The sequence below is a fragment of the Pseudoxanthomonas sp. GM95 genome (assembly GCF_900109775.1).
Classification (GTDB): Bacteria; Pseudomonadota; Gammaproteobacteria; order Xanthomonadales; family Xanthomonadaceae; genus Pseudoxanthomonas_A.
The window spans coordinates 1-24,931 of the sequence record NZ_FOAX01000006.1 but is presented as its reverse complement, the minus strand read 5'-3'; the positions used below and the strand labels follow the sequence as shown (position 1 = coordinate 24,931).

Genomic DNA, 24,931 nt, shown 5'->3' with positions numbered 1-24,931 from the left:
CGGTGCTTATTCCTTGGTGATCTTGTGGCCGCCAAAGCCATTGCGCATGGCCGACAGCAGCTTGTCGGCGTAGGAATCCTTCTCGCGCGAGCGCAGGCGTTCCAGCAGCGACAGGGTGATCACCGGCGCGGACACGTTGAGGTCGATCGATTCGGCCACCGTCCAGCGGCCCTCGCCCGAATCCTCCACGTACGGCGCGATGCCGGCCATGGTCGGGTTGTCCTTCAGCGCATCGGCGGTGATGTCCAGCAACCACGAGCGCACTACGCTGCCGGTCTGCCAGACCTGCGCGACTTGGTGCAGGTCGAGCTTGAAGTCTTCCTTGCGCTCCAGGATCGCAAAGCCCTCGGCGTAGGCCTGCATCATTCCGTACTCGATGCCGTTGTGGACCATCTTGGTGAAGTGGCCCGAGCCCACCGGTCCGACATGGCCCCAGCCGGTGGTCGGCGACGGCGCCAGGGTTTCGAACAGCGGCTTGAGGTGGGCCATCGCCGTGTCGCCGCCGCCGACCATCATGCTGTAGCCCTCGGTCAGGCCCCAGACACCGCCGCTGGTGCCGCAGTCGACGAAGGCGATGCCGCTGGCGTCCAGGCGCGCGGCGCGCGCCACGCTGTCCTTGTAGTAGGAGTTGCCGCCGTCGATGACGATGTCGCCGGCCGAGAGCATCGGCAGCAGCACATCCAGCGTGTCATCGACGATCTTGCCGGCCGGCACCATCAGCCAGACCACGCGCGGCGTGGGCAGCGCGGCGACCAGCGCCTGCAGCGACTCGGCCGGGGTAATGCCGTGGGTGGCCGCACGCGCGCGCGCTTCGGGCGACGGGTCGAAACCGCCGACCGTGTGTCCGCCCTGCGCCAACCGCTGGGCCATGTTCGCGCCCATGCGTCCCAACCCCACCATGCCCAGTTCCATGCTGCCTCCGCCTCGTGCCGCGTCATCGCGTGGGGCGCATGATCCTCGCTGGAACGTAAGCGGGCGGTGTGCGTCGGCGCTGGTGCATGGCACGGACCGTGCCGCCGGCGGCTATTCCGGGACGCGGGTGATGTAGGCGCCGCTGCTGACCACTTGGAAGGTGTCGTTGTCGACCCGGCGCACCGGGCTGCCGTCGTCCAGCGCGTAGCCATCGCGCGGGTGGCCGCTGGCGATGGCGTCGTGGCCGGTGGAAACGATGCGTACGCGGCGGCGTTCGCCGGTGCTGTCCTGCGCGGTGAAGTAGCGGGTGTCCATCGTGAAGTCCCTCCCAGGATTCGATGTGCCCCGGAGGGTAGGCCCGCCTGGATGAAGATCGCCTGCACGGGCGGCGGGCGCGGCATGCCAGACGCAGGCGCTGGTCCACCCAAAGAAAAAGGCCGACTCACTGAGCCGGCCTTCTCGATCCGTTGCCGTGGCGCCCCGCGTTACGGCGTGTTGGCGCTGTCGGCATCGCCCTTGGGCTTGGCATCGGTCGCCGGCGCGGCCGGCACCACCGTGCCCGAGGCCGAGGTTTCCACCGGCATCGGGATGGTTTCGCCCACGGGCTGCGGCTGCAGCGGGGCGGGCGCGGGCGGCGGCGCCTGCTCGACCGGCTTGGCGGCCGGGGCCGGCGCGGGCTTCTTCACCTGCGGTGGCAGGTAGCGCTCGACCAGCTTGAAGAACGATCGGTAGAAGTTGGGGTCCTGCACGGTCAGGCTGGCCACGCGCACCAGCGAATCGTCGGTGCTGCCGAAGGGCAGCGACAGCGAACCCAGCGCGGTGCCGACGCTGGCCGAGGTGTTGGATTTGCGCAGGTTGTAGCGGTCCTGGGTGGCGCTGGCAAACACCCAGGCATCGCCCGAGGCTTGGCCGACGCAGGAGACGCGGATGGCGACCTGTTCATGCACTTCCGGCTCGGGCTGGAAGTTCTTGTTGGCTTCCACCATCGAGGCGTCCGAGCGGCTGACCACGTAGCCCTGGCTCAACAGCGCGCGGCGCGAGGCCTCGCAGACCTGGTCCGGGCCGCGGTCGAAGGTGCGCGAATAGGTCCCGTCAGAGTCGAACGTCTCGGCCGCCAGCATCTCGCCCCGCTTGGAAAAAGGCACATGACCGCAGCCGGAGAGCAGGACGATGATGGCGGCCAGGGGAACGCAGCGCAGCAGGGAAGTTCGCATGGGGGATGGGCGGTACCGGAACGGGAACCCCCGAAGCATAACCCCGACCCACGAAAACGGTTTCATCGGAGTGCACGGTTCGCTCAGTTTTCGTTGTGCCTGACACCACCATTCATGTTCCTTGCCGCCGGCGACATACCCGACGATTCCGTCACACTCCCGCACCTAGGCTGGCGCCAGGCTTTCGCCATTACTCCCGTCACAACGAGGTTTCCATGCAGGTGTTGATCACCGGCGGCAGCGGTTTCATCGGCCAGGCCCTGTGCCCTGCCCTGCTGGCGGACGGATGGCAGGTCACGGTGGTCTCGCGCGACACTCAGGCCGCGGCGCGCAAGCTGCCGGGCGCGGTGCGGGTGCTGGCCGACATCGAAGGCGCCGGCGGCGCCGATGCGGTGATCAACCTGGCTGGCGCACCATTGGCCGGGCGCCGCTGGAACGACGAGTACAAGCAGACCCTGCGCGAATCGCGCCTGCGCACCACCGAGGCGCTGATGGCCTGGATGGAAAGCCTGACCGTGCGCCCGGCAGTTTTGGTGTCGGGCTCGGCCCTGGGCTACTACGGCCCGTCCGACGACACGCCCCTGAGCGAAACCGCGCCGGCCGGCAGCGACTTCGGCGCGCAGCTGGCGGCGGACTGGGAGGCCGCCGCCCTGCCCGCCCGCGAGCTGGGCGTGCGCACGGTGCTGCTGCGCACGGGCGTGGTCCTGGGCGCGGGCGGTGGCGCCCTGCAGCAGCTGCTGACGCCCTACCGCATGGGCCTGGGCGGGCCGATCGGCGATGGCGAACAGTGGTTCAGCTGGATCCACCTGGACGACATCGTCCGCCTGATCCAGTGGCTGCTGGACGAGACCGCGGTCGAAGGGCCGGTCAACGGCACCGCGCCGGAGCCGGTCCGGCAGAAGGCCTTCGCCGCCGCGTTGGGCCGCGCCCTGCACCGCCCGGCGATCATGCCGACGCCCGCCTTCGCGCTGAAGGCGGCATTCGGGGAAATGGGCCAGATGCTGATCGATGGCCAGCGCGTGTTGCCGGCCCGGGCGCAGGGCCAGGGCTTCCAGTTCCGCTATCCGGACATCGACAGCGCCCTGGCGCAGATCCTGGAACATCAGGGCTGAGATCTAGCTGGCGGCCTGGTTCGCCAGCAGACGCCTGATCTGCTCCGCGCGGGCGGCGATCTGCACGCGCGCATCGGCATCCCATCGTTCCAGGCTGCGCCATTGCGCGCCCGCGCGGGGATGGTCGGCAAAGCGCCGCTGGTGGCGCATCAGGAAATCCCAGTACAGCGTGGTGAATGGGCAGGCGCGTTCGCCCAGCGCCTCGCCCGGGTCGTAGCGGCAGCCGTCGCAGTAATTGGACATGCGCTGGATGTAGCGGCCCGAGGCCACGTACGGTTTGGACACCATCCGCCCACCGTCGGCGTACTGGCTCATGCCCAGCACGTTGGGCAGCTCGACCCACTCCACCGCATCGACATACACGGCCAGGTACCAGGCGTGGATCTGCGCCGGCGCCACGCCCAGCAGCATCGCGAACAGGCCGGTCACCATCAGCCGCTGGATGTGGTGCGCGTAGCCCAGCTGCAGGGTCTGCTGCAGCGACTCGCGCAGGCACGCCATGTGCGTGCGCGCGTCCCAGTAGAAGGCCGGCAACGGCTGCTGCGCATCCAGCGCGTTGTCTTGGGCGAAGCCCGGCATGCGCAGCCAGTACACGCCGCGCACGTATTCGCGCCAGCCGATCACCTGGCGCACGAAACCTTCGACCGACGCCAGCGGCGCATGCCCATCACGCCAGGCCTGCACCGCTGCAGCGACGACGGTGCGCGGCGAGAGCAGCTTGAGGTTCATCGCCGCCGACAGCAGCGAGTGGAACAGCCACGGCTGGCCGGCCCACATCGCATCCTGGTGGCGACCGAAGCCCGGCAGCCGCAGCGCGATGAAATCGTCCAGGGCCAGCAACGCCTGTTCGCGCGTCAGCGGCCAGTCGAAGCGCGACAGGTCGCCGGGATGTTCACCGAAGCGCGCCTGCACCAGCGCAATCACCTCGACCGTCACCGCATCGGGCGGAAACGCCGGCGGCAGCGGCAAGCCTTGCGGGCCGGTTTTGCCGAAGGCCTTGCGGTTGTCGGCATCGAAATTCCAGCGCGCGCCGACTGGCTCGGCGCCGTCCATCAACACGCCTTCGCGGCGCCGGATCCAGCGGTAGAAATGCTCCATGCGCAGCTCGGGCCGACCGCGCGCCCAATCGGCGAAATCAGCCGGATCACAGAAGAAATGCAGGTCCGGTCGCTCGGCCCACATCACGCCGGCATCGGCCGCCACCTGCGGCAGCGACTGCGCCAGGCGCCACTCGCCCGGTTTCACCGCGATCGCCTTGGCTGGCTCCAGCTGCGCCAGGTCGTGGGCGAGTGCGGCTTCCAGGGTGGCGTGGTCGTGCGTGCCCAGCGCGCGGTATTCCACGCGCCAGCCGCGGGCACGCAGCGCATCGCGGAAGTGGCGCATCGCCGCCAGGAACACCGCGATGCGCGGCTGCGTGCTCCACACCTGGGTCGCTTCGTGCGGCACTTCGGCCATCCACACCGCATCTCGCCGGGGATCAAAGCCTTCGAACGCCGAAGACGCCAGGTCGAGCTGGTCGCCGAGCACGACGACCAGATGGCGCACCGCTTGCGACATCGCCAGACCGTCAGCTATCGAGGTGCGCGGCGACGCTGTCCGATTCCACCGCCATCAACGCCAACGAGCGGCCGACCGCGGTCCACTCGGCGCCGGCCGGCACCGCGCGTTCGGCATGGCGTTCGGCGGTGTCGATCTGCACGCGCCAGTGTTCGCCCTCGACCACGGGCAGGTGGAACACCACTTCATCCGGGCTGGCATTGAGCAGCATCAGCAGTGTGACATTGGCGCCGACCTGGCGCAGGCCGCTGGAGGGCGCGCGGCCATCGAGCCGCATCATCAGCGCGCGCGCGACCGGGTTGTGCCAGTCCTCCTCGGTCATCTCCGAACCATCGGGCGCCAGCCAGGTGACGTCCTTGATACCGAGTTCCTCGTCGAACTTGCCGTCGAAAAAGCGCGCCCGGTGCAGCAGCGGATAGCGCCGACGCAGCGCGGCCAGGCGCTGCACGAAGCGGGTCAGCGCCACGCCTTCAGGCTGGCTGGCCGCATCCCAGTCCAGCCAGCTCAGCTCGTTGTCCTGGCAGTAGGCGTTGTTGTTGCCCTGCTGGGTGCGGCCGAACTCATCGCCGGCCTGCAGCATCGGCGTGCCCTGCGACAGCAGCAGCGTGGCCAGCAGGTTGCGCTGCTGGCGCGCACGCAGCGCCTGGATGCCGGCGTCGTCGGTCGGGCCTTCGGCACCGTGGTTGTAGGAGATGTTGTTGTCGGTGCCGTCGCGGTTGTCTTCGCCGTTGGCCTGGTTGTGCTTGTGGTCGTAGCTGACCAGGTCGCGCAGGGTGAAACCGTCGTGCGCGGTGATGAAATTCACCGAGGCGCTGGGTCGGCGACCGCGGCGGTTGAACACATCGGCGCTGCCGGTCAGGCGCGTGGCCAGCTCGGAGAGCTTGCCTTCGTCACCACGCCAGTAGGCGCGCACGTTGTCGCGGAACTTGTCGTTCCACTCCACCCAGCCCGGCGGGAAGCCGCCCACCTGATAGCCGCCGGGGCCCACGTCCCAGGGCTCGGCGATCAGTTTGACCTGGCTCAGCAGCGGGTCCTGCCGGCACGCATCGAGGAAGCCGCCGGAGGGATCGAAGCCGTGGCGCTCGCGCCCCAGGATGGTGGCCAGGTCGAAGCGGAACCCATCCACGTGCATCTCGGCCACCCAGTAGCGCAACGAGTCCATCACCATGCGCAGCGCGCCGGCGTTGGTGAGGTCGAAGGTGTTCCCGGTGCCGGTGTCGTTGATGTAGAAACGGCGGTCGTCAGCCAGGCGGTAATAGCTGGCGTTGTCGATGCCCTTGAACGACAGCGTCGGGCCCAGTTCGTTGCCTTCGGCGGTGTGGTTGTAGACCACGTCCAGGATCACTTCCAGGTCAGCGTGGTGCAGGCGCGCCACCATCTGCTTGAACTCGTGCACCGTGCCGGTGGCCATGTAGCGCGAGTGCGGGGCGAAGAAGCCCAGGGTGTTGTAGCCCCAGTAGTTGGAGAGGTCCTGTTCCAGCAGGTGCTGGTCATCGGCGAAGGCGTGGATCGGCAGCAGTTCCACCGCGGTCACGCCAAGGCTGCGGATGTGCTCGACCAGCTCGTCGTTCTTCAATCCGGAGAACGTGCCGCGCAGATTCTCCGGCACGCCGGCGTGGGTCATGCTCAGCCCGCGGATGTGCGCCTCGTAGATCACCGTGCGCTGCCACGGCGTGAGCAGGCGCTTGTCATTGCCCCAGGTGAAGGCCGGATCGATCACCGCGCACTTGGGCATGTAGCCGGCGCTATCGCGCTTGTCGAAGGACAGGTCCTTGTCCTTGTGGCCCACGGTGTAGCCGAACAGATGCGGCGCCCACTTGGGCTCGCCGACGATCTGCTTGGCGTACGGGTCCAGCAGCAGCTTGTTGGGGTTGAAGCGATGGCCGGCATCGGGCGCGTACGGCCCGTGCACGCGATAGCCGTAGAGCTGGCCGGGACGCGCATCGGGCAGGTAGCCGTGGAAGATCTCGTCGGTGTATTCGGGCAGCGCGATCCGCTCGGTCTCGCGGCCGCGCTCGTCGAACAGGCACAACTCCACCTTGGTCGCATTGGCCGAATACAGCGCGAAGTTCACGCCAAGCCCATCCCAGGTCGCCCCCAGCGGAAACGGCCGGCCTTCGCGGATGCGGGAACGATGGAAGGCGCGGCGGAGCGGCGTCGGCTGACGCGGCGGGCGGTGCTTGGTGGGGGCGGAACTCACGAGGGGTCTGGCTCCTGTTGGGGACGTAGTGGTTTGACGGTGGTGCCGGCCTGCTCGGCCGCGCGGATCTCGGCATCGGTCAGGCGCTCGGCCATGGCCCAGTGCCGGGCCGACTGGCCATCGGGCCGGCCTTCGGCTTCCCAGATTTCATGGGCCAGTTGTTCGATGCGCTGCTTGCGGGCGGTGGCGTCCATGGCGGGATCTGGGTCGTGATGAGCTAAGGCAGGGTGGCCAGGACGGCCACGGGCGAATGGAGGAACAGCTCGGCCAGCGCGATCTGCCCGCCTTGGACCTGCAGCACACGCCCGTCGGGCAGGTGGCGATAGGCGCCATCGGGCAGCGCGAGCGTGCCGTCCTGCCAGTAGCCTGCCGGCAGCAGGGGGACGGCGATGTCGAGGCCGTCTTGCGCGACGTGTCGGACGGTGGCGACCACCAGCGTGTGGCCCTCGTGCTGGCGACGGAAGGCCAGCACCTGCGCCGCCCGTTCGCCGTCGGCCTGCAGCGGGCGATAGTCGCCGCGCGCGAACAGTTCCGGCAGCGCGGCGCGCAGCTGCAGCAGCTGGGTGGTGAGCCGCGCCTTGGGCCGGCCAGTGCGCCACACGTCCATCAGCTCAGGCCAGGCGGAAGGATCGTCGAGCCATTGCTGGCGCAGGGCGAAATCCACCGGCCTGCGGTTGTCCGGATCGACCAGCGACAGATCCCAACCTTCGGTGCCCTGGTAGAGATCGGGCACGCCCGGCGTGGTCAGACGCAAGGTGACCTGGGCCAGGCTGTTGATCGCGCCGGCTGCGCTGACCGCTTGCGCCGCAGCGTGCAGCGCCTCGCGCAGCGCACGGCCGGCGTCTTCGATCAGGGCGACATCCAGCAGCGCGCGCGCGGCGGCTTCGTAGGCGGCGTTCGGCTCGGTCCAGGTGCTGCGCAGTTTGGCCTCGCGCAGCGCCTTGGTCTGCCAGCCGGCCATGCGCTCGGCGTAAGCCTTCAGGCCTTCGGCATCGTCCGCCATCAGCGTCAGCGGCCAGGCGCCGACCAGCATCTGCCACAGCATCAAGGCATCGCCGGGCGCGCAGGCGCGATCGCCGATCGTCTTGCCGGCCAGCGTGTTGAACGCCGCCACCTGCTGCGCCCACCACGCTGGCCGTTCGCTCAGCACGGCCAGGCGCATACGCACGTCTTCGCCGCGCTTGTGGTCGTGGGTGGCGGTGGCCAGCATGGCGCGCTGATGCCCCGCCGCGCGCGCCTGGCAGGCCTGGTGGAAGTCGTGCGCGTCGAGTGCAAGGTGCAGCGGATGCGAGCCGACCTCGTTGCGCGACAGCAGCACGCCGTGACGATAGAAGCCGGTGTCTTCCACCGACTTGGCATTCAGCGGCGCGGAGAGCTGTTCCATGCGCCGGCGCAGGATGCGGCGCAGGCTGCGCTGTACGGTTGGCGTGGCCGGGTCGTCGTGCATCCAGCGCAGCAGCGCATCGATGGCGGCCTGCACGCGCGGGTTGGCGTCTTCGCGCGCGGCCTGCGCGGCGGCGGCAAACAGCGCGCCATCGGCCGCATCCAGTCCATCGTTGCCAGCATAGGTGCGATACACCGGGAAACGCCGCATCACCGCCGCCAGCGCCGCGCCCAGCATCTGCGGGCTGAATTCGCGGCAGGCTGGATCCAGATGCGCCGCCGCGGTGGCGGCCTGCAGCGCGCGGACGAACTCGGCCTGCAGCGGCCCGTCGAGGATCTCGGCGCGGGCCTGGAATTCCTCCTGCGCGAAATCACCGCTGCGGCCGCTGTGCTGCTGCCACAGCGCGCGCAGCGGCGCTTCGCCGGCCGCGTCGTGCAGCACGCCGGACACCTGGTCCATGAAGTCGTAGCCGGTCGTGCCCTGAACCGGCCAGTCGCGCGGCAGGCGCTCGCCGGGCGCGAGGATTTTCTCCACCAGCAACACGACCTTGCCCGGGCGCAGGCCGCGCTTGCGCCCGGCCTTGTCCACCTGGGCGCGCAGCCGGCGCAGGTAGCCGCGCGGATCGGCCAGGCCGTCGACGTGATCCAGCCGCAGGCCATCGAGCACGCCTTCGGCGATCAGCCGCAGCGGCAGCGCGTGCACGGCGTTGAACACCTCCGGCCGCTCCACGCGAATCGCCGCCAGCGAGGTGATGTCGAAGAAGCGTCGGTAGTTGACCATGTCGTTGCCGACCCGCCACCACGCCAAGCGATAGGACTGGCGTTCCAGCAGCCGATGCAGCGTGTCCTCGCCGCGGGCGGTGCCCTGGCTGATGCGATGGGCCCAGTCGCGGCGCAGCTGCAGGTCTTCGGGCACCGAGGCGCCATCGAGCCGTACCGGGAAACAGGTGTCGTGATGCTCCAGCTGCAGCTCGCCGGTGGCGCTGACGCCGAGCTTCAACGCGCCTTCGGCCAGCGCCTGCGCATACGGGCGATCCAGCACCGGCAGCCACAGCTTGCCGTCGTGGCCGGGGCTGCGCCAATCGATGTCGAACCAGTCCGCGTGCTTGCTGCGACGGCCATGCTTGAGCACGTCCCACCACCACGCGTTGTGGCCATGCGCGGCCATGTGGTTGGGCACGATGTCCAGCAGCAGCCCCATCTCGTGCGCCTGCACGGCGGCATGCAGTTCGCGCATGGCCGCTTCGCCACCGAGCTCGGGGTTGACCGTGCCCGGATCGGTGACGTCATAGCCGTGCGTCGAGCCCGGCACCGCGGTGCCGATCGGCGACAGGTAGAGATGGCTCACGCCCAGCTGCGCGTAGTACGGCACCTGCGCGGCGGCATCGCGCAGGGTGAAGCCGGCATGGAGTTGGAGTCGGGCGGTGGCGCGCAGCTCGGTCATGCGTTGGCCTCGCGGACGCGGGCCGCGGCGAACGCGTGCAGCGTGTCGTCCAGCTGCGGCGGCGCGGGCGCGGGCAGGCGCCGGCACCAGTTGGGATGGCCGTCGACCACGCCCGGCAGATTGGGCTGTTCTTCCAGCGCCAGCGCGTCCTCGGCCGGCAGCAGCGCCAGCGGCGACGGGCTGCGCGCGGCAAACGCCAGCCAGCTGGCGAACGCGTCGCCGTCATCAAGCTGCTCGGCCTGCACTGCCTCGGCCAGCCGCGCGACCTCGTCTTCGCGCTGCGCACCTTCGGCCGCGCGATCGACCTGGCCGCCGGTGCCGAGCTTCGCCCGCCAGTCCAGGTCGCGGCCGATCCGCCAGCCAGCCAGGGTCGGCAGGTCATGCGTGGTCGTGGTGGCCACCGCCGAGTCGCGCCACTGCGCCGGCGGCAGGAACGCACCGGCCTTGTCGCGGGTGAACATCAGCACGTCGATCCCCAGCACGCCGCGCTGGGCCAGCGTGTCGCGCAGGCCATCGGGCACCACGCCCAGGTCTTCGCCGATCACGATGCAGCGGTTGCGCCACGATTCCAGCGCCAGCAGCCGCAGCATGTCCTCGAACGGATAGCGCAGGTACACGCCATCGCCCGCGCTGCCGCCTTCGGGCAGCACCCACAGCCGCAGCAGGCCGAGGATGTGGTCGATCCGCACGCCGCCACGGCCGTGCATCACCGCGCGCAGCAGCGAAATGAAAGGCGCAAAGCCCGTGGCCTTGAGCGCAGTCGGCGAATACGTGCCGATACCCCAGGCCTGACCGTCGGCATTGAACGCATCTGGTGGCGCGCCCAGCACCAGGCCGGGCAGTACCGCGTCGGGCCAGGCCGCGGCTTCGGCGCCGTGCGGATCGAAGCCCACTGCCAGGTCGCTGATCAACCCAATCCGCATGCCGGCATCGCGCGCAGCCTGCTGCACGCCCGACCAGCTGCGCGCCGCCAGCCACTGGGCGAACAGCTGGAATGCCACATCGCCGTCGCCCGCATCGCGCGCGGCGAAGGCCGCATACGCAGCCAACGCATCGCCGCCTTCGCGCACGAACGCGTCGAAGTCGCGCCGGCGCGTCGCATCATCGAACGCCACATGCAGCTGGCGCAGCCAAACGCCCTTGGCCTGCGCGCCGCCCTGCCAGTCGACCAGCTTTGCTGCGTGCAGTTCGGCAAAGCGCGGGGCCAGGCCGCAGGCGTGCAGCGCGGCGCGCGCGGCGGCTTCGCCCAAGACCTGCACGGGTGCGGCATGCAGCGGATCGAAATAGCGCCGGTCGCTAGGCGAATACGGGCTGTAGTAGCGCCCGACCGGACGGGCCGCATGCACCGGACTCAGCGCCAGCGCATCACCGCCGGCCGCGGCGATGCGCCGTGCCCAGTCCAGCGCGCCATCGGCATCGCCAATGGAAGCATCCAATGCGCTCGGCGCCGAATACACCTGCAGGCCCACGCCCCAAGCACGCGGATGGATGGTGTTGCAGGCATCGGCCACCGACCAGCAGCGCGACGGCGCCACCGCGAGCTGCAGCGGCGCAGTGTCGCCGACGTGGAGCTGGTAATAGCCCGGCGTGGCCACGGCAGCGGCGTGGCCGTTCGCATGGAAGCGGCCCTCCTGTACGCGATCTGCTTCGTCGATCAATTGATAGCGCACGCCCGGCGATCCATTCACTGCGATCGACGCATCGATCACCGCGGTGAACAGCGCCGGCACCTGTTGCGAGGACGCCAGTGCGCGCTGGCTGTCGCGGCACTGTGCCTCGGTGGCGCATGCCAGGCCCATCGCCTGCAGCGCGGCGCGCAAGGTCGGCGGCGCCACGGTGCGCGGCTTGCTGGCCACGTCGATCCAGTCCACCAGCAGGCCGGCGCTGTCGGCCAGTGCGTTGAGCGCGGGCGGACTCATGCCAGCGCGTCCCGCAGCCAGACGCGCAGCGCGTTGGGGCCAAGCCGGCTGTCCTTGGCCGTGGCGTTTTCCGCGTGCAGCAACGCGCCAGCGGCGGGCGGTGCGGGAATGTCGGCCTTGCCGAAGTTGAATTCCACCTGCAGCTCGCGCGTCCCCAGCGCCCAGCGCGCGACGATCGCGCCCGGTGCCAGCACCTGCGCGCCGAGCATGCGCGCGTCGTCCAGCGCCGGCACCAGCCGCGCCTGCCGCAGCGCCATCAGGCCGGCGAACCACTGCGCGAATGCCGCGCCTTCGCCCTGGCGCGATGCGGCGATGTCCGACTTCGACGCCTCGAAGGTGGCCGGCAGGTTGGGATCGGGAATGCTGGCGCGCGCCGCTTCATCGGCGAAGGCGGCGAAGTGCGCGAACTCCTTGCGCCGGCCCTCGCGCACGGCTTCGTCCAGCGGCGGCGCGTAGTCGGTGAAGAACAGGAACGGCTCGCGCGCGCCCCAGGGTTCGCCCATGAAGAACAGCGGGATCATCGGCGTCAGCGCGGTCAGCGCCAGCGCCGCGCGCAGCGCTTCCGGCGCAATCAGCGTGGAAAGCCGATCGCCCTTGGCACGATTGCCGATCTGGTCATGGTTCTGCGCGAACACCACGAACTTGGTCGGCGGCAGGTGCCCGGACGGCTCACCACGGCGATGCCCTCGATGATCGGCTTGGCCCTGGTAAGCAAAGCCTTCGCCCAGCACCCGCGCCAGATGCGCGGTCGGATCGTCGGAAAAGCCTGCGTAATAGCCCTCTTCCTCGCCGGTCAGCAGCACATGCAGCGCGTTGTGGAAGTCGTCGTCCCACTGCGCGGTGTAGCCATCAGCCAGGCGGAAGGCCTGGTTGGCTTCGTTCTCCAGGACCAGATGCACATGGCGCCCGGCCGGCACGCTCGCGTAGATGGCCTGGCGCAAAGTCTCCAGGAAATCGTTCGGCACGATCGCGTGCACCGCATCCAGGCGCAGGCCGTCGAAGCGGTACTCGTGCAACCACATCAGCGCGTTGTCGATGAAGTAGCGCTGCACCGCTTCCAAGCGGAAGTCGATCGCCGGTCCCCACGGGGTGGGCGCGTCGGCGTTGAAGAAAGTCTCCGCGTACTGATGCAGGTAATTGCCTTCCGGTCCGAAGTGGTTGTAGACCGCGTCGAGGAACACCATCAGCCCGTGGCCGTGCGCGGCGTCGATCAGCGCTTTCAGCTCATCGGGTGAGCCGTACGCCGACTCGGCCGCATACGGCAGCACGCCGTCGTAGCCCCAGTTGCGCCGGCCCGGGAATTCGTTGAGCGGCATCAGCTCGATCGCGGTGATGCCCAGCGCCACCAGCTGCGGCAGCTGCGCCATCACCCCGGCGTAGCCGCCGCAGGTGCCGACGTGCAGCTCGTAGAGCACCGTCTCGCGCCACGGCCGTCCCTGCCAAGCCGCGTGTTGCCAGGTGTAGGCGTGCGGATCGACCACCACACTGTGGCCGTGCACGCCATCGGGCTGCCAGCGCGAGGCCGGATCGGGCACCGGGTCGCGCCCATCGATGCGATAGCGATAGCGCGCGCCGGGACGCACCGCCAGGGTGATGTCGAAGCTGCCGTCGTCGTGCCGCTGCAGGCGATGGCGCGCGCCATCGGCCAGTTCCAGCAGCACCTCGCGTGCATCTGGCGCCCACAGACGGAACCGCGTGCGCCCCTCTCCGGCCGGCATGGCGCCCAGCCAGGGGCGACCGGCCTGCGCCGCAGGCGGCGCCATCAGTCCGCCTTCAACCAGAGCGTCGACAGCGGCGGCAGGGTCAATGCCAGCGACTGCGCGTGGCCGTGCATCGGCACGGCCTGGGTCTTCACCGCGCCGGCGTTACCCACGTTGGAGCCGCCGTAATGGCCGCTGTCGGTATTGAGGATCTCGCGCCACTGGCCGGCGCTGGGCACACCGACGCGATAGCCGTAGCGCGGCATCGGGGTGAAATTGCTCACCGCCAGCACCGGCGCGGCACCGGTATCGCGATCGTGGCGGATGAAGGCAAACACGCTGTTGGCGTGGTCATCGCCGACTGACCACTCGAAGCCATCGCTGGTGTGGTCGTTGCGATACAGCGCCGGCTGTTCCTTCAGGCGCGCATTGAGGTCACCGACCAGCTGGGCCAGGCCGTGGTGCTCGTGCTGCTGCATCAGCGGCCATTCCAGCTGGGCATCGTGGTCCCATTCGCTCCACTGGCCGAACTCGCCGCCCATGAACAGCAACTTGCGACCCGGATGCGCCCACATGAAGCCGAAGTACGCACGCAGGTTGGCCAGCTTCTGCCAGGCATCGCCGGGCATCTTGGTCAGTAGCGAACCCTTGCCGTGCACCACTTCGTCATGCGACAGCGGCAGCACGAAGCGCTCGCTGAAAGCGTAGACCATGCCGAAGGTCATCTCGCTGTGGTGGTGCTTGCGATGCACCGGATCGCGCTTCATGTATTCCAGCGTGTCGTGCATCCAGCCCATGTTCCACTTGTGGCTGAAGCCCAGGCCGCCGTGTTCGGTCAGCGCCGTCACCCCGCCCCAGGCGGTGGATTCCTCGGCGATCATCATCACGCCCGGGAAGCGGCGGCCCACTTCGCAGTTGAGGCGCTTGATGAACTCGACCGCTTCCAGGTTCTCGCGCCCACCGTGCTGGTTGGGCACCCACTCGCCTTCGCTGCGGCTGTAGTCGCGATAGAGCATCGAGGCCACCGCATCCACGCGCAGGCCGTCGATGTGATAACGCTCGATCCACTCCAGCGCGCTGCCCACCAGGTACGCCGACACTTCGTGGCGGCCGTAGTTGTAGATGAGCGTGTTCCAGTCCTTGTGGAAGCCCTCCTTCGGATCGGCGTGCTCGTACAGCGCCGTGCCGTCGAAGCGCTGCAGGCCGTGCTCGTCATTGGGGAAGTGCGCACTGACCCAATCCAGGATCACGCCGATCCCCGCGTTGTGGCAGGCGTCGACGAAACGGGCGAAGCCTTCCGGCGTGCCGTGCCGCGCAGTGGGCGCATACATGCCCAGCGGCTGATAGCCCCAGGACCCGCCGAACGGATATTCGGTGATCGGCAGCAGCTCGATATGGGTGAAGCCCAGCCACTGCACGTAGGGAATCAGTTCGGCCGCCAGCTGGTCCCAGTCCATCGGCTGGCCGGTCGCGGTGTGCCGCCAGGAGCCGGCATGGACCTCGTAGATGGAGATCGCCTCGGGCGTGGTCGCCCGCGCGGCACGCTGCGCCATCCACTCCACGTCGCTCCAACCGAATTCCTCGGCTTGCGGCACCACAGAAGCGGTGGCCGGCGGCAGCTCGCACTGACGTGCGGCGGGATCGGCCTTGTGCGGCTGGCGCTCGCCGTCATTGGCGGTGATCTCGAACTTGTAGTGCGCGCCCGGCGCCATGCCCGGCATGAACAACTCCCACACCCCGCCCGCATGGCGCAGGCGCATCGGATTGCGGCGACCGTCCCAGCTGTTGAAATCGCCGACCAGCGATACGCGCTGCGCATTCGGCGCCCACACCGCAAAGCGCACGCCGTCCACGCCTTCGTGAGTCATGCGATGCGCGCCCAGCGCCAGCCGCGCCGACTCGCCATCACCCGACAGGATGCCGTGCAGCCAGCCTTCCTCCAGCACCGGGCCGAAGGCGTAGGGATCATCGATTTCCTGCATGGATTCGGGCCAGGCGATGCGCAGGCGATACGGGATCGCCGCGCCGAGTTGGGCCTCGAACAGGCCAGCAGGATCCAGGCAGCGCATCAATGCGACGACTTTCCCCTGAGCATTGAGCAGCGCCATGGCCTCGGCGCCTTGCGCCATCGCCCGCACGCGCATCGCACCGTCGGCGGTGGCATGCGGACCCAGCAGGGCGAACGGATCGCCGCCCTGCCCGTGCACCAGGGCTTCCAACATTGGATCCAATCGCGTTCCAGCGTGCTGCTCGTGCGCCTCACCCTGTCCCGTGGCCTGCCTTACCGCCTGCATTGCCGACATCCGTTCGCTCATGCCAGGGCCGTGGTCCGGTCGTACAGAGCCAGGTATTTGCCGCCCGCGATGTCCCAGCCGCTGGGGCGCAGCATCGCGGCGCGGCGCATAGCCGTCATCAGGCCCGGCAGGCGGAAGGTGCGGAAGGCGCGCTGCAGGCAGCGACGCAATGCATCGGCCGAGGCATCCTGGAACAGGAAGCCGGTCACACCGTCGTCCACCGTATCGATCAGGCCGCCGGTCGCGTGGGCGATCGGCAGGCTGCCGAAGCGCTGCGCGTACATCTGGCTCAGCCCACATGGCTCGAAGCGCGAGGGCATCAGCAGGAAATCCGACCCGGCGAACATGCGCCGCGCCAGCTGTTCCTCGAACCCGATGTACGCGCCCACATGGCCGGGATAGCGATGCGTCAGCCGCGCCACGGCCTGTTCGATCTGCGGCTCGCCGCCACCGATGATCACGATCTGGCCACCGGCCGCCACGATCTGCGGTGCGACCTCGCAGATCAGGTCCAGACCTTTCTGGTGCACCAAGCGCGAGACCACCGCGAACAGCGGGCCATTGCGCTCTGGCAGGCCGAATTCGCGCCGCACCTGGCGCGCATTGGCGTTGCGCCCGGCCCAGTCGTTGACGCCGAAATGCGCCTGCAGGTGGCCGTCGGTGCGTGGATCCCAGCTGGCATCGATGCCGTTGAGGATGCCGGTCAGGCCGCCGGCCGCAGCGCGTCGTGCCAGCAGGCGATCCAGGCCGCAGCCCAGCGCCGGCAAGGTGATCTGCGCGGCGTAGCTGACGCTGACCGTGTTCACGTGCGCGGCATGGACGATGCCCCCGCGCAGGAACGACATCTGGCCGTAGAACTCCAGGTCGGTCAGGCCGGCTTCGGGAATGCCCAGCAGCGGTGCCACCGCATGCGGGAACAGCCCTTGGTACGCGAGGTTATGGATGGTGAGTAGGCATGGTGTCTTGCCGCCGGACCACTTCACGTAGGCCGAGGCCAGCGCGCACGGCCAGTCGTTGAGGTGCAGCAGGTCCGGCTTCCAGTCCAGGCCGGCACGACCGCCGGCGATCTCGGCCGCGGCGTGGGACAGCGTGGCGAAGCGGATCGCGTTGTCTTCCCACTCCGCGCCCAGGCTGGAGACGTATGGCGAGCCTTCACGCTCGAACAGCTCCGGGCACAGCAGCACGTACACCGGCAAGCCATCGGCGCGAATGGTGCGGCCGATGCGGCACTCCGGTAGGCCGGCGTGGGCTGGGATCCGGCCGACGATATCCAGCGCACCTGAACGCGCCAGCACGGCGCGATACCCGGGGATCAGGACGCGCGCGTCGTAGCGGCTGCGCAGTGCGCGCGGCAATGCGGCGGCCACATCACCCAGGCCGCCGGCCTTGATGAAATCGGCCATCTCCGAGGTCACAAACAGCGAGGTGCGGCGCGCGGTGGTGCCGATTCGCAAGGTGTCCGGATCATTGGAAGCGCGTGGTGCGAAACGCCCCCGGGCATCGCGCTTCTGGCCGATGGCAGGCGGAACGGGGAACACCGCCTGGCTGCCGTCGGGCAGCGGCGTGGCGAGTTCGGTCATCGCGGGCGCGATCATGGCGGGGGAGTATCCGTCGAAGCGAGGAGGGGAGACGGAACAGCAAAAAACGCGGATCACAAACCGTCGCCAGGCGGTTGGCCGGCGACGTGAAGCGTAAGAAGTGGTGAACAGCGGACCGTTCCAGAAGACCCGACGGCGCTGCTCGGATCGAATCTACGAACGCATCGATAAAGGCGATGTGAAACGTCTACATCATTTCGATGACGCCATGCAAGCGCTCGACCAGACCAATCGAAGGCCGCCCGATGAACGGGCATTGCCTGCTGGCGCTCCGGTCATTTCGACCTTCCAAGCCGCCTGCAAACTGACCTGCCGGTCAGCGTCACCACACGCGCCGTGTCCAGCGAATAGACAGGATCAGGACGCCCAGAATGCAGAACGCCGCCATCGCACGGGGGCGATGGCGGCGCTCGAAGGCCGCATTCAGCGAGCCGGACGACTCAGAAGGTCGCGCCGATCGCCATCACCACGTTGTCGTGGTCGGCCAGCACGTCGTAGTCGTTGTTGCCCAAGTAGTTGGTGTAGGCGACCGAGGCGAAGTAGTTGCCGGCGAACTTCGCCGCCAGCCCCACGGCCACGGTCTTGCGGTCTTCCACCAGCGCGCTGTCCACCGAGTAGCCATGCACGTCCTGGCCCCAGGTCAGGCTGGGCGAGAGCGTGGTGCTGCCCACGGCGTAGTTGAGCTGGCCGCGCACGCGGTAGCCCCAGGCCATCTTGGTGAAGTAGCCCTTGTTCACGCAGCCCTGCGGGTTCTGCACGGCGCCACAGCTGCCGTCGAAGCCCTGCGGCGAGTAACCCCAGGCGAAGCCACGGCCGTAGCGGGCGGTGTCCAGGCCTGGCAGGTTGACGTGCTGCCACGCCGCTTCGCCGATCAGCACGCCGCTCTGCGCGCCCAGCATCGGGCCCAGCGCACGCGTGGCCGACAGCTGCGCCTGGACCTTGTCGAAGCGGTCGTAGCCCTTCAGCAGGAAGCCCTCTTCCTGGCCCAAGGTGCGGTTGCCGACCGGGCCGCCGTTGGCGGTGAGCGCGCGGAACATGTCGGCGGTGTTGATCTGCACCGGCAGGTCCTGGGTGTAGCTTGCCTCGCCGGCGAACTTCCACTTGCCGGCCTTGTGCGAGGCGGAAATACCCATCAGGTGCAGCGCGTCCGGGTATTCCCACGACTCGGTGATGGTGGACAGGCGCGTGGACAGCTGCGCGTAGGCCAACGGCACGCCATCGGCCACCATGCGTGCGGTCAGGGTCGGATCGGTCAGCGCGCTGTTGGGCGTGGTCGCGTTGAGGATCGGCGTGCGCGCGTTGTAGCGCATCCAGTACACGCCCACGTCGGTGGCGATCGGCTGGATCGTGTAGTGCGCGGCGAAGCCGAACTGGCCACTGTCCTTGCCCTCAATGTCACGGCCACGCGGCAGATAGGCGCCGACCGCGTCCATGTAGCCATCGCTTAGCCACTGGGCGGCGCCGGCCGACTGCGCGTTGATCGGGTAGTACGCGTTGGACTGCAGGCCCGAGCAGCCGTTGTCGATGCCGATGTCCGCACCGGACCAGAAGGTGCCGCACGGGTCCAGCTCGGTCGGACGCCACTTCCACTGGTAGAAGGCCTCGACGCTGACGCCGTTGTCGAAACTCAGCTTGTTCCAGAACAGTTCCACCGGCAGCTGCGCCTCGGTGGCCGGATCGGTGCCGGGACGACGCAGCGTGGTCACGTCGGTCGGATTGACCTGGTTGAGGCCGGTGAAGAACACGCCCTCGCCCCACTTCACCCGCTGCTTGCCCACGCGCGTGTCCCAGTGCGCGGCGTCGCCCAGGTTGAAGCGGCCGTACAGATACGCGTCCAGCAGCATGCCGCCGGAGAACTGGTTGGACTGCGAGAAATTGTGGTCGCCCAGCGGCGCGTTCGGCTCGAAGCCGCTGGGCTGGTTGCCCTGCGGCACGTCGTTGTCCTTCAGCGCGGTGTCGTACCAGGCGCGGCCGCTGACAGCGGCGCCGAAATTGCGCCACTTCAGGTCCACGCCAGTGGTGACCTTGAACAGCGCCGAGTACACATCGCCCGCGCCGTAGTTGAGGTTGCCGTCGTCGGCCGTGTCGGCGCCGTCGCCACCCTTGGCCGCGCCATCGGAGCGAAAGCCCTTGCCAACCAGATGCTCGGAGCGCCCCGTGGTGCGGATGCCGGTGCCGAAGGTGACGCGCGTGTTCCAGGTGCCGGTCACTTCGCCATCGGCCAGCTTGAACTCGGCCGCATGCAGCGGTGCGGTGATCGCCAACGCCAGCGCGCACAGCGCAGGCATGGCGACACGGGAGCGACGGGAAGCGCGAATCTGGGACATCGTTTTCGTTACCGCAACGTTAAAAGCGGCGTGCTTTATACCACCGGTGGCGGCGCGTGCCGACTTTGGTTGCAGGGGTTACCAAAACCCCTGCAAATCGTGCGGTTTGCTCGCCTGCGGCATGCGCGATGGCTGTCCCGGAATCGCGTGCTTTTTCAACTCAGGCGGCGAGCTGTTCGGCCTTGACCACGTGCGTGCCCGGACGCGCCTGCAGCGCGGCATCGACCAGCGCCGTGGCGATGCGTTCGGCCGGATTCACCCGCATCCGCCGCGGCAGCAATGGCGCCAGCGCACGCAGCGCAATGCCCCCCAGATGCTCGGCCGGACGCAGTTCACTGCGCGCGCCATCGATGAGCCCCGGCCTCACCAGGGTCAGCGACACATAACCCAGCGCGGCGAGATCGCGCTCCAGTTCGCCCTTGACCCGGTTGTAGAAGAAGCGCGAATCCGCATCCGCGCCGGCGGCCGAATTCAGCGCGTACGACAACGCACCACCGCGCAATGCCTGGCGCGCGACGGCCAGCGGATAGGCGTGATCGACGCGGCGGAACGCCTCGCGCGAGCCGGCCTGTTTCATCGTCGTGCCCAGCGTGCAGACCACGCTATCGACCTGCCACCACGGCGCGTCCACCGGCAGCGCGTCGAAGTCCACTACCGGATTGAGCAGCTTGGCGTGGACCAGTTCCAGCGGCCGGCGCGTGGGCGCGACCACGCGCTCGACGCTGTCTTCCACCAGCAATTGCGACAGCACGTGGCGACCGACCAAGCCCGTCGCCCCCACCAGCATCACCTGCATCATCGTGCGCGGCACCACACTTGCACCCAACAGGCGCCCAGCCTAACCCAGGCGCCCGTGCAGGCCACGCCACGGACTCAGGCGTTGACGTCCACCACCACGCGGCCGCGCACCTTGCCGGCGAACAGGTCTTCGACCACGCGCGGCACGTCCGCCAGGCCCACCTGCGTGGTCATCGCTTCCAGCAGCGCCGGATCGAGATCCGTGGCCAGGCGCTGCCACGCGGTCTCGCGCAGCGCCTGCGGCGCATTGACCGAATCGATGCCCGCCAGGGTCACGTTGCGCAGGATGAAAGGCGCCACCGTCATCGACAGATCTATGCCCTGGGCCAGGCCGCAGGCGGTCACCGTGCCGCGATAGCGGGTCTGCGCCAGCACATTGGCCAGGGTATGGCTGCCGACGCTGTCGACCGCGCCGGCCCAGCGTTCCTTCTGCAGCGGCTTGCCGGGCTCGCCCAATGCGTGGCGATCGATGACCTCGGCCGCGCCCAGCGATTTGAGGTGCTCGGCTTCCTCGGTGCGGCCGGTCGAAGCGACCACGCGGTAACCGAGCTTGCTCAACACCGCGATCGCCACCGACCCTACGCCGCCATTGGCGCCGGTCACCAGGATGTCGCCATCGCCGGGGTTGACGCCGTTGTGCTCCAGCGCCAGCACCGACAGCATCGCGGTGTAGCCGGCGGTGCCGATCGCCATCGCCTGGCGTGCATCGAAGGCGGCGGGGCGATGCACCAGCCATTCGGCCTTCACTCGCGCCCGCTGCGCGTAGCCGCCGTGGTGGGTCTGGCTCAGCGCCCAGCCGTTGACCAGCACCGGATCGCCGACCTTGAACGCCGCGTTGGACGATGCGACCACGCTGCCTGCCAGGTCGATGCCGCCAATCAGGGGAAACACCTGCACCACCGGCGACTTGCCGCTCAGCGCCAGCGCGTCCTTGTAGTTGACCGTGGAGTATTCGACCGCGACGGTGACATCGCCTTCCATCAGGTCGCGGTCTTCCAGCGTCACCAGCGTCGGGGCCAGCCCCGCATCGGTCTTGGTGACCTGCAATGCCTTGAATGCCATCTACCTGCTCCTGTGCATGGGTGATGTGCGCATGCTAGACATCACGGTGTGAGTGCGACAGAACGTACAATCGTGTGCGTTAGGATCAACGGTGTGCCTGTGGCCATGCGCAAGCAACTGGATTTCAAGAGTGGTTGTACCGTCGAAGTCACCCTGCACGTGATCGGCGGCGTGTGGAAACCGCTGATCCTGTTCCACCTGCTCACCGGCAAGAAGCGCTTCATGCAGTTGCAGCGACGCGTGCCCAACGCGACCCAGCGCATGCTCACCCTCCAGCTGCGCGAGCTGGAAGCCGATGGCGTGATCCACCGCGAAGTTTTCCCCGAAGTCCCGCCGCGCGTGGAGTACGAACTGACCGAATTCGGCCGCACCCTGGAGCCGGTGCTGCTGATGCTGCGCGACTGGGGTGCGGTCCATATGGACGCGCTTCGTCCGGCCGAGGGCGACGAAATACGAGAGGTGAATCGCTGCAAGCCCAACCAGAGCGCCAGCGCAGCACCGGCCTGAAGGCGCGTCACGGCACCCGAATGCAGAAAAAGCCGCAAATTCGGCAGAGCTGAACACGCAGAACCGGGACACCTGCATCGCGTGCACACACGCCGATGACTAGAATCTTGGCCTTGCAAGAAGCAGCCGCCAACAAGCCAACCACCATGCCAGGACCGGCACCTCTGACCGATCTTTCCCCTGTTGTTGCCCATGCGTCGCGCGCCGGTGCGCTGTTGCCGCGCCTGGCGTTGGTCAGCCTTGCCGCATTTGTCGCGATCACCGCCGTGGTGCACCTGCTGCGTCCGGACCTGGATCTGGTCCGCGACCAGATGAGCCTGTACCTGATCGGGCCGTGGGGGCATCTGCTGCAGTCGGGCTACTGCATCCTCAGCTTGGGGATGCTCGCGCTGGTCTTCAGCGTGCAGGGCAGTCTGCAGCCGCGCGCGCGAAGCGTGATGCCGCCGCTGCTGTTCTGCGTGGCCGCCGTGGCGCTGTGCGTGACGGCTTATGCCTGGATGGACATGCCTAACGTGCCGGTGTCCCTGCAGGGGCGCGTGCATGGCGCCGCCGCGTCCACCGCGTTTCTTGCGGCGATCACCGGCATCAACTGGCAGGTCCACGGCTTCCTGCGCGACAGCCGCTGGCGTCCGCACGTGGTGTGGGCGCTGCCGTGGGCGCTGGGATGTTTCCTGGCGCTGTCGCTGCTGGGCCTCTGCCCGCAGCCGATGATCGGCCTGGGCCAGAAGTCGGTGATCGCGGTGATTCTGGGCTGGCTGTGTCTGGTGTCGCTTCTGCAGCTGCGCATGAGCCAAAGGCCGGAAGCGCTGCCGACCTGATCGCGCTGGCCGGCGCATGTGCGCCCGCCGGCTGATGGCTTCAATGCGCGGCGGGCTTGCCGCGCAGTTTGCCGAACAGTTGTACGGCGACCAGCACGATCGCCCCCGCCGCGATGCCGACCGCCGCATTGAACAGCGTGCTCGACACGGTGCCCAGCATGCCTTCCGGCAACACGCCTTCGATGAAGTGGTGCAGCGGCCCGATGTTGTGGACCAGGATGCCGCCACCGACCAAGAACATCGCGATCGTGCCCGCGATCGACAGGAACTTCATCAGCAGCGGCGCGGCGACCAGCAGGCCACGGCCGATCGCGGCCAGGCCCTCGCCCTTCTTGCTCAGCCACAGGCCCAGGTCATCGAGCTTCACAATCGCCGCGACCAGGCCATAGACGCCGACGGTCATGGCCAGCGCGATCACCACCAGTGAGATCACCTCCTGGATAAACGGCGGCGGTGGGACCTGCTCGCTCAACACGCCCAGCGATAGCACGATGATCTCGGCCGAGAGGATGAAGTCGGTACGGATCGCGCCCTTGATCTTGTCTTTCTCGAAGGCCACCACGTCCACGCTGTCATCCGACAGCGCCTTGACCTGCGCGGCGTGGCGCGCGGCGTCGTCTTCCTTGGAATGCAGGAACTTGTGCGCCAGCTTCTCCACGCCTTCAAAGCACAGATAAGCGCCACCGATCATCATCAGGTACGGGATCGCGGCCGGCAGCCACACACTGATCGCCAGCGCCGCCGGCACCAGGATCGCCTTGTTGAGCAGCGAGCCTTTGGCCACGCCCCACACCACCGGCAACTCGCGATCGGCCTTCACGCCCGTGACCTGCTGCGCGTTGAGCGCCAGATCATCCCCCAGGACACCGGCCGTTTTCTTGGCCGCGACCTTGGTCATCACCGCCACGTCGTCGAGCATGGTGGCAATATCGTCAAGCAGGGTGAACAGGCTGGCTCCGGCCATGTGATGCATCGTCCAAAAGTGGGGAGCACGCATTGTGCATGGCCGTCATGGCCAGCGGGAGCGCGCGGGAGGCGGGGACGGCGTTGGCTGACGGATTCCTGCCATCGCCTTGGTGACAGAGAGGACAGGAAGCGAATGCAGGGCGTGCCACGCATCAGTCATCGATCAACAGACGTTGATCGCGCACCGCACCCGGTTCCTGGGATCAGCGACTTAAACGCAAAGAGCCGGGCGATGCCCGGCTCTTCGAAAACGCTGCGAGTGAATCGACTCAGCGACGCACGCACTGTTTCTCAACGACGCGATCGCCGTTATCGATCTGACGATTGCCCTGGATCGTGCGGCCCGCGGCGCCACCGGCAATCGCGCCGCCCACGGTCGCCAGCTTCTTGCCGTTACCGCCGCCGACCTGATTGCCCAGCAGGCCGCCAATCACCGCACCGGTTGCGGTACCGGCGATGCGGTTCGGATCCTTGCTGTTCTTCTGCACTTCGACATTGCTGCAGACCACGCGCGTCCCGTCGTTGAAACGGCGTCCCTCATCTTCCGGTCCATAGGTGCGCTGGGCAGAGGCCGCAGACGCAATCCCCAACAGGCCCGCACACAGAATCAGTTTGCTCGCTTTCATGGCACACCTCGATTGACTGCTTTGAAACGTGCAGCCATGAAGCCATCCCGCTGTGCAACTTGCAGTGAAAATGCGCGCATATTCGATGAACGCGCACCTTTGATTCAGCGCTTGGCTCGAGACATCAGCCGCGCGTGAACGTTGAAACCACACTCTCGCAGTGATTCAGACCTGAGCATCTTCGAGTCATGCGTTCGAATAACAGGTGTGCGGTACCGGGTTGATCCGAGATGCTTCGCTCGAAAGGCGTCGATCTCAATCCGTAGGAAGTACTCGCAAGCTCACTTCCGGAACGCCGCGCGCCCGAGCACTCTCCAAAAGTTGGCTGCTGCAAGCCTGCGACCCGGATTTATCGGGCCGATTCACTTCCCAGCTCGTCTGAGCAGTTGCTTTTCTTCCGCGCAAAGAAGAACCCCGCAGATCTTTCGATCTACGGGGTTCTGGGGTAAGGCCCTGGCGATGACCTACTCTTGCATGGCTTAAGCCACACTACC

General features: G+C 68.0%; 19 protein-coding genes. 3 read left to right on the top strand and 16 right to left on the bottom strand.

Going from position 1 to position 24,931, the window contains the following annotated elements; translation table 11 throughout:
- Window positions 1-6: 6 nt before the first annotated feature.
- The 3 genes from gnd to BMZ17_RS20395 all read right to left on the bottom strand — a co-directional run bounded on the left by gnd (window position 7) and on the right by BMZ17_RS20395 (window position 2,126).
- Window positions 7-912 carry a phosphogluconate dehydrogenase (NAD(+)-dependent, decarboxylating) gene (gene gnd, locus BMZ17_RS20405; protein ID WP_093144316.1) on the bottom strand — a complete coding sequence of 302 codons (906 nt, stop codon included), beginning with the start codon at window positions 910-912 and terminating at the stop codon, window positions 7-9.
- 111 nt (window positions 913-1,023) lie between these two features.
- Window positions 1,024-1,227 carry a hypothetical protein gene (locus BMZ17_RS20400; protein WP_093144314.1) on the bottom strand — a complete coding sequence of 68 codons (204 nt, stop codon included), beginning with the start codon at window positions 1,225-1,227 and terminating at the stop codon, window positions 1,024-1,026.
- A 170-nt stretch (window positions 1,228-1,397) separates the two neighbouring features.
- Complete coding sequence (locus tag BMZ17_RS20395; protein ID WP_175485704.1) at window positions 1,398-2,126, bottom strand: DUF2242 domain-containing protein; 729 nt, start codon at window positions 2,124-2,126, stop codon at window positions 1,398-1,400.
- Window positions 2,127-2,341: 215 nt separating this feature from the next.
- Between BMZ17_RS20395 and BMZ17_RS20390 the strand changes: the two genes are divergently transcribed.
- Entirely contained in the window at window positions 2,342-3,238 is an 897-nt protein-coding gene (locus BMZ17_RS20390) for a TIGR01777 family oxidoreductase (RefSeq protein ID WP_093144312.1), read from the top strand.
- A 3-nt stretch (window positions 3,239-3,241) separates the two neighbouring features.
- Here the strand turns inward: BMZ17_RS20390 and BMZ17_RS20385 are convergent, their stop codons facing one another.
- From BMZ17_RS20385 to BMZ17_RS20335, 11 genes are all read right to left on the bottom strand, one after another.
- Window positions 3,242-4,795 carry a cryptochrome/photolyase family protein gene (locus BMZ17_RS20385; protein WP_093144309.1) on the bottom strand — a complete coding sequence of 518 codons (1,554 nt, stop codon included), beginning with the start codon at window positions 4,793-4,795 and terminating at the stop codon, window positions 3,242-3,244.
- Between the two features lie 10 nt (window positions 4,796-4,805).
- Entirely contained in the window at window positions 4,806-6,920 is a 2,115-nt protein-coding gene (glgX, locus tag BMZ17_RS20380) for a glycogen debranching protein GlgX (RefSeq protein WP_093144377.1), read from the bottom strand.
- Window positions 6,921-6,991: 71 nt separating this feature from the next.
- Window positions 6,992-7,189, bottom strand: a complete 198-nt coding sequence (locus tag BMZ17_RS20375) for a DUF2934 domain-containing protein (protein WP_093144306.1) — start codon at window positions 7,187-7,189, stop codon at window positions 6,992-6,994.
- A gap of 23 nt (window positions 7,190-7,212) precedes the next feature.
- On the bottom strand, window positions 7,213-9,822 hold the full coding sequence (treY, locus tag BMZ17_RS20370) for a malto-oligosyltrehalose synthase (protein WP_093144304.1): 2,610 nt from the start codon (window positions 9,820-9,822) through the stop codon (window positions 7,213-7,215).
- Window positions 9,819-11,741 (bottom strand): 4-alpha-glucanotransferase, encoded by a 1,923-nt coding sequence (locus BMZ17_RS20365; RefSeq protein ID WP_093144301.1) that lies wholly within the window; start codon window positions 11,739-11,741, stop codon window positions 9,819-9,821. Before BMZ17_RS20365 ends, treY begins: the two co-directional genes overlap by 4 nt.
- Window positions 11,738-13,504: a malto-oligosyltrehalose trehalohydrolase gene (treZ, locus tag BMZ17_RS20360; RefSeq protein WP_093144298.1), complete on the bottom strand. Its 1,767-nt coding sequence runs from the start codon at window positions 13,502-13,504 to the stop codon at window positions 11,738-11,740. The genes BMZ17_RS20365 and treZ overlap by 4 nt, the downstream gene beginning before the upstream one ends.
- Complete coding sequence (gene glgB, locus BMZ17_RS20355; RefSeq protein WP_254775501.1) at window positions 13,504-15,663, bottom strand: 1,4-alpha-glucan branching protein GlgB; 2,160 nt, start codon at window positions 15,661-15,663, stop codon at window positions 13,504-13,506. The genes treZ and glgB overlap by 1 nt, the downstream gene beginning before the upstream one ends.
- An 89-nt stretch (window positions 15,664-15,752) precedes the next feature.
- Window positions 15,753-17,273: a glycogen synthase GlgA gene (gene glgA, locus BMZ17_RS20350; protein WP_254775508.1), complete on the bottom strand. Its 1,521-nt coding sequence runs from the start codon at window positions 17,271-17,273 to the stop codon at window positions 15,753-15,755.
- A gap of 500 nt (window positions 17,274-17,773) precedes the next feature.
- Entirely contained in the window at window positions 17,774-19,660 is a 1,887-nt protein-coding gene (locus BMZ17_RS20345; RefSeq protein WP_093144293.1) for a DUF1302 domain-containing protein, read from the bottom strand.
- Window positions 19,661-19,820: 160 nt separating this feature from the next.
- On the bottom strand, window positions 19,821-20,456 hold the full coding sequence (locus BMZ17_RS20340) for a Rossmann-fold NAD(P)-binding domain-containing protein (RefSeq protein ID WP_093144373.1): 636 nt from the start codon (window positions 20,454-20,456) through the stop codon (window positions 19,821-19,823).
- 77 nt (window positions 20,457-20,533) lie between these two features.
- A complete protein-coding gene (locus tag BMZ17_RS20335) occupies window positions 20,534-21,520 on the bottom strand; it encodes an acrylyl-CoA reductase (NADPH) (RefSeq protein WP_093144290.1) in 987 nt (328 codons plus the stop codon).
- A 105-nt stretch (window positions 21,521-21,625) separates the two neighbouring features.
- Between BMZ17_RS20335 and BMZ17_RS20330 the strand changes: the two genes are divergently transcribed.
- Together BMZ17_RS20330 and BMZ17_RS20325 are read left to right on the top strand one after the other, a co-directional pair.
- The gene (locus tag BMZ17_RS20330) at window positions 21,626-22,027 is read left to right on the top strand and encodes a winged helix-turn-helix transcriptional regulator (protein WP_093144287.1); all 402 of its coding nucleotides are present in this window, start codon (window positions 21,626-21,628) and stop codon (window positions 22,025-22,027) included.
- 113 nt (window positions 22,028-22,140) lie between these two features.
- Window positions 22,141-22,845: a DUF998 domain-containing protein gene (locus BMZ17_RS20325; RefSeq protein ID WP_175485702.1), complete on the top strand. Its 705-nt coding sequence runs from the start codon at window positions 22,141-22,143 to the stop codon at window positions 22,843-22,845.
- Between the two features lie 40 nt (window positions 22,846-22,885).
- On the opposite strand, the gene BMZ17_RS20320 is transcribed toward BMZ17_RS20325, so the two are convergent.
- Entirely contained in the window at window positions 22,886-23,809 is a 924-nt protein-coding gene (locus BMZ17_RS20320) for a DUF808 domain-containing protein (RefSeq protein WP_093144281.1), read from the bottom strand.
- Window positions 23,810-24,080: 271 nt separating this feature from the next.
- Window positions 24,081-24,437: a glycine zipper 2TM domain-containing protein gene (locus tag BMZ17_RS20315; protein ID WP_093144278.1), complete on the bottom strand. Its 357-nt coding sequence runs from the start codon at window positions 24,435-24,437 to the stop codon at window positions 24,081-24,083.
- Window positions 24,438-24,931 lie beyond the last annotated feature (494 nt).

Coding starts and splice junctions, on each gene's coding strand:
- gnd (WP_093144316.1), bottom strand. CDS start 912: ATGGAACTGGGCATGGTGGGGTTGGGACGCATGGGCGCGAACATGGCC.
- BMZ17_RS20400 (WP_093144314.1), bottom strand. CDS start 1,227: ATGGACACCCGCTACTTCACCGCGCAGGACAGCACCGGCGAACGCCGC.
- BMZ17_RS20395 (WP_175485704.1), bottom strand. CDS start 2,126: ATGCGAACTTCCCTGCTGCGCTGCGTTCCCCTGGCCGCCATCATCGTC.
- BMZ17_RS20390 (WP_093144312.1), top strand. CDS start 2,342: ATGCAGGTGTTGATCACCGGCGGCAGCGGTTTCATCGGCCAGGCCCTG.
- BMZ17_RS20385 (WP_093144309.1), bottom strand. CDS start 4,795: ATGTCGCAAGCGGTGCGCCATCTGGTCGTCGTGCTCGGCGACCAGCTC.
- BMZ17_RS20375 (WP_093144306.1), bottom strand. CDS start 7,189: ATGGACGCCACCGCCCGCAAGCAGCGCATCGAACAACTGGCCCATGAA.
- treY (WP_093144304.1), bottom strand. CDS start 9,822: ATGACCGAGCTGCGCGCCACCGCCCGACTCCAACTCCATGCCGGCTTC.
- BMZ17_RS20365 (WP_093144301.1), bottom strand. CDS start 11,741: ATGAGTCCGCCCGCGCTCAACGCACTGGCCGACAGCGCCGGCCTGCTG.
- treZ (WP_093144298.1), bottom strand. CDS start 13,504: ATGGCGCCGCCTGCGGCGCAGGCCGGTCGCCCCTGGCTGGGCGCCATG.
- glgB (WP_254775501.1), bottom strand. CDS start 15,663: ATGTTGGAAGCCCTGGTGCACGGGCAGGGCGGCGATCCGTTCGCCCTG.
- BMZ17_RS20345 (WP_093144293.1), bottom strand. CDS start 19,660: ATGTCCCAGATTCGCGCTTCCCGTCGCTCCCGTGTCGCCATGCCTGCG.
- BMZ17_RS20340 (WP_093144373.1), bottom strand. CDS start 20,456: ATGCAGGTGATGCTGGTGGGGGCGACGGGCTTGGTCGGTCGCCACGTG.
- BMZ17_RS20335 (WP_093144290.1), bottom strand. CDS start 21,520: ATGGCATTCAAGGCATTGCAGGTCACCAAGACCGATGCGGGGCTGGCC.
- BMZ17_RS20330 (WP_093144287.1), top strand. CDS start 21,626: ATGCGCAAGCAACTGGATTTCAAGAGTGGTTGTACCGTCGAAGTCACC.
- BMZ17_RS20320 (WP_093144281.1), bottom strand. CDS start 23,809: ATGGCCGGAGCCAGCCTGTTCACCCTGCTTGACGATATTGCCACCATG.
- BMZ17_RS20315 (WP_093144278.1), bottom strand. CDS start 24,437: ATGAAAGCGAGCAAACTGATTCTGTGTGCGGGCCTGTTGGGGATTGCG.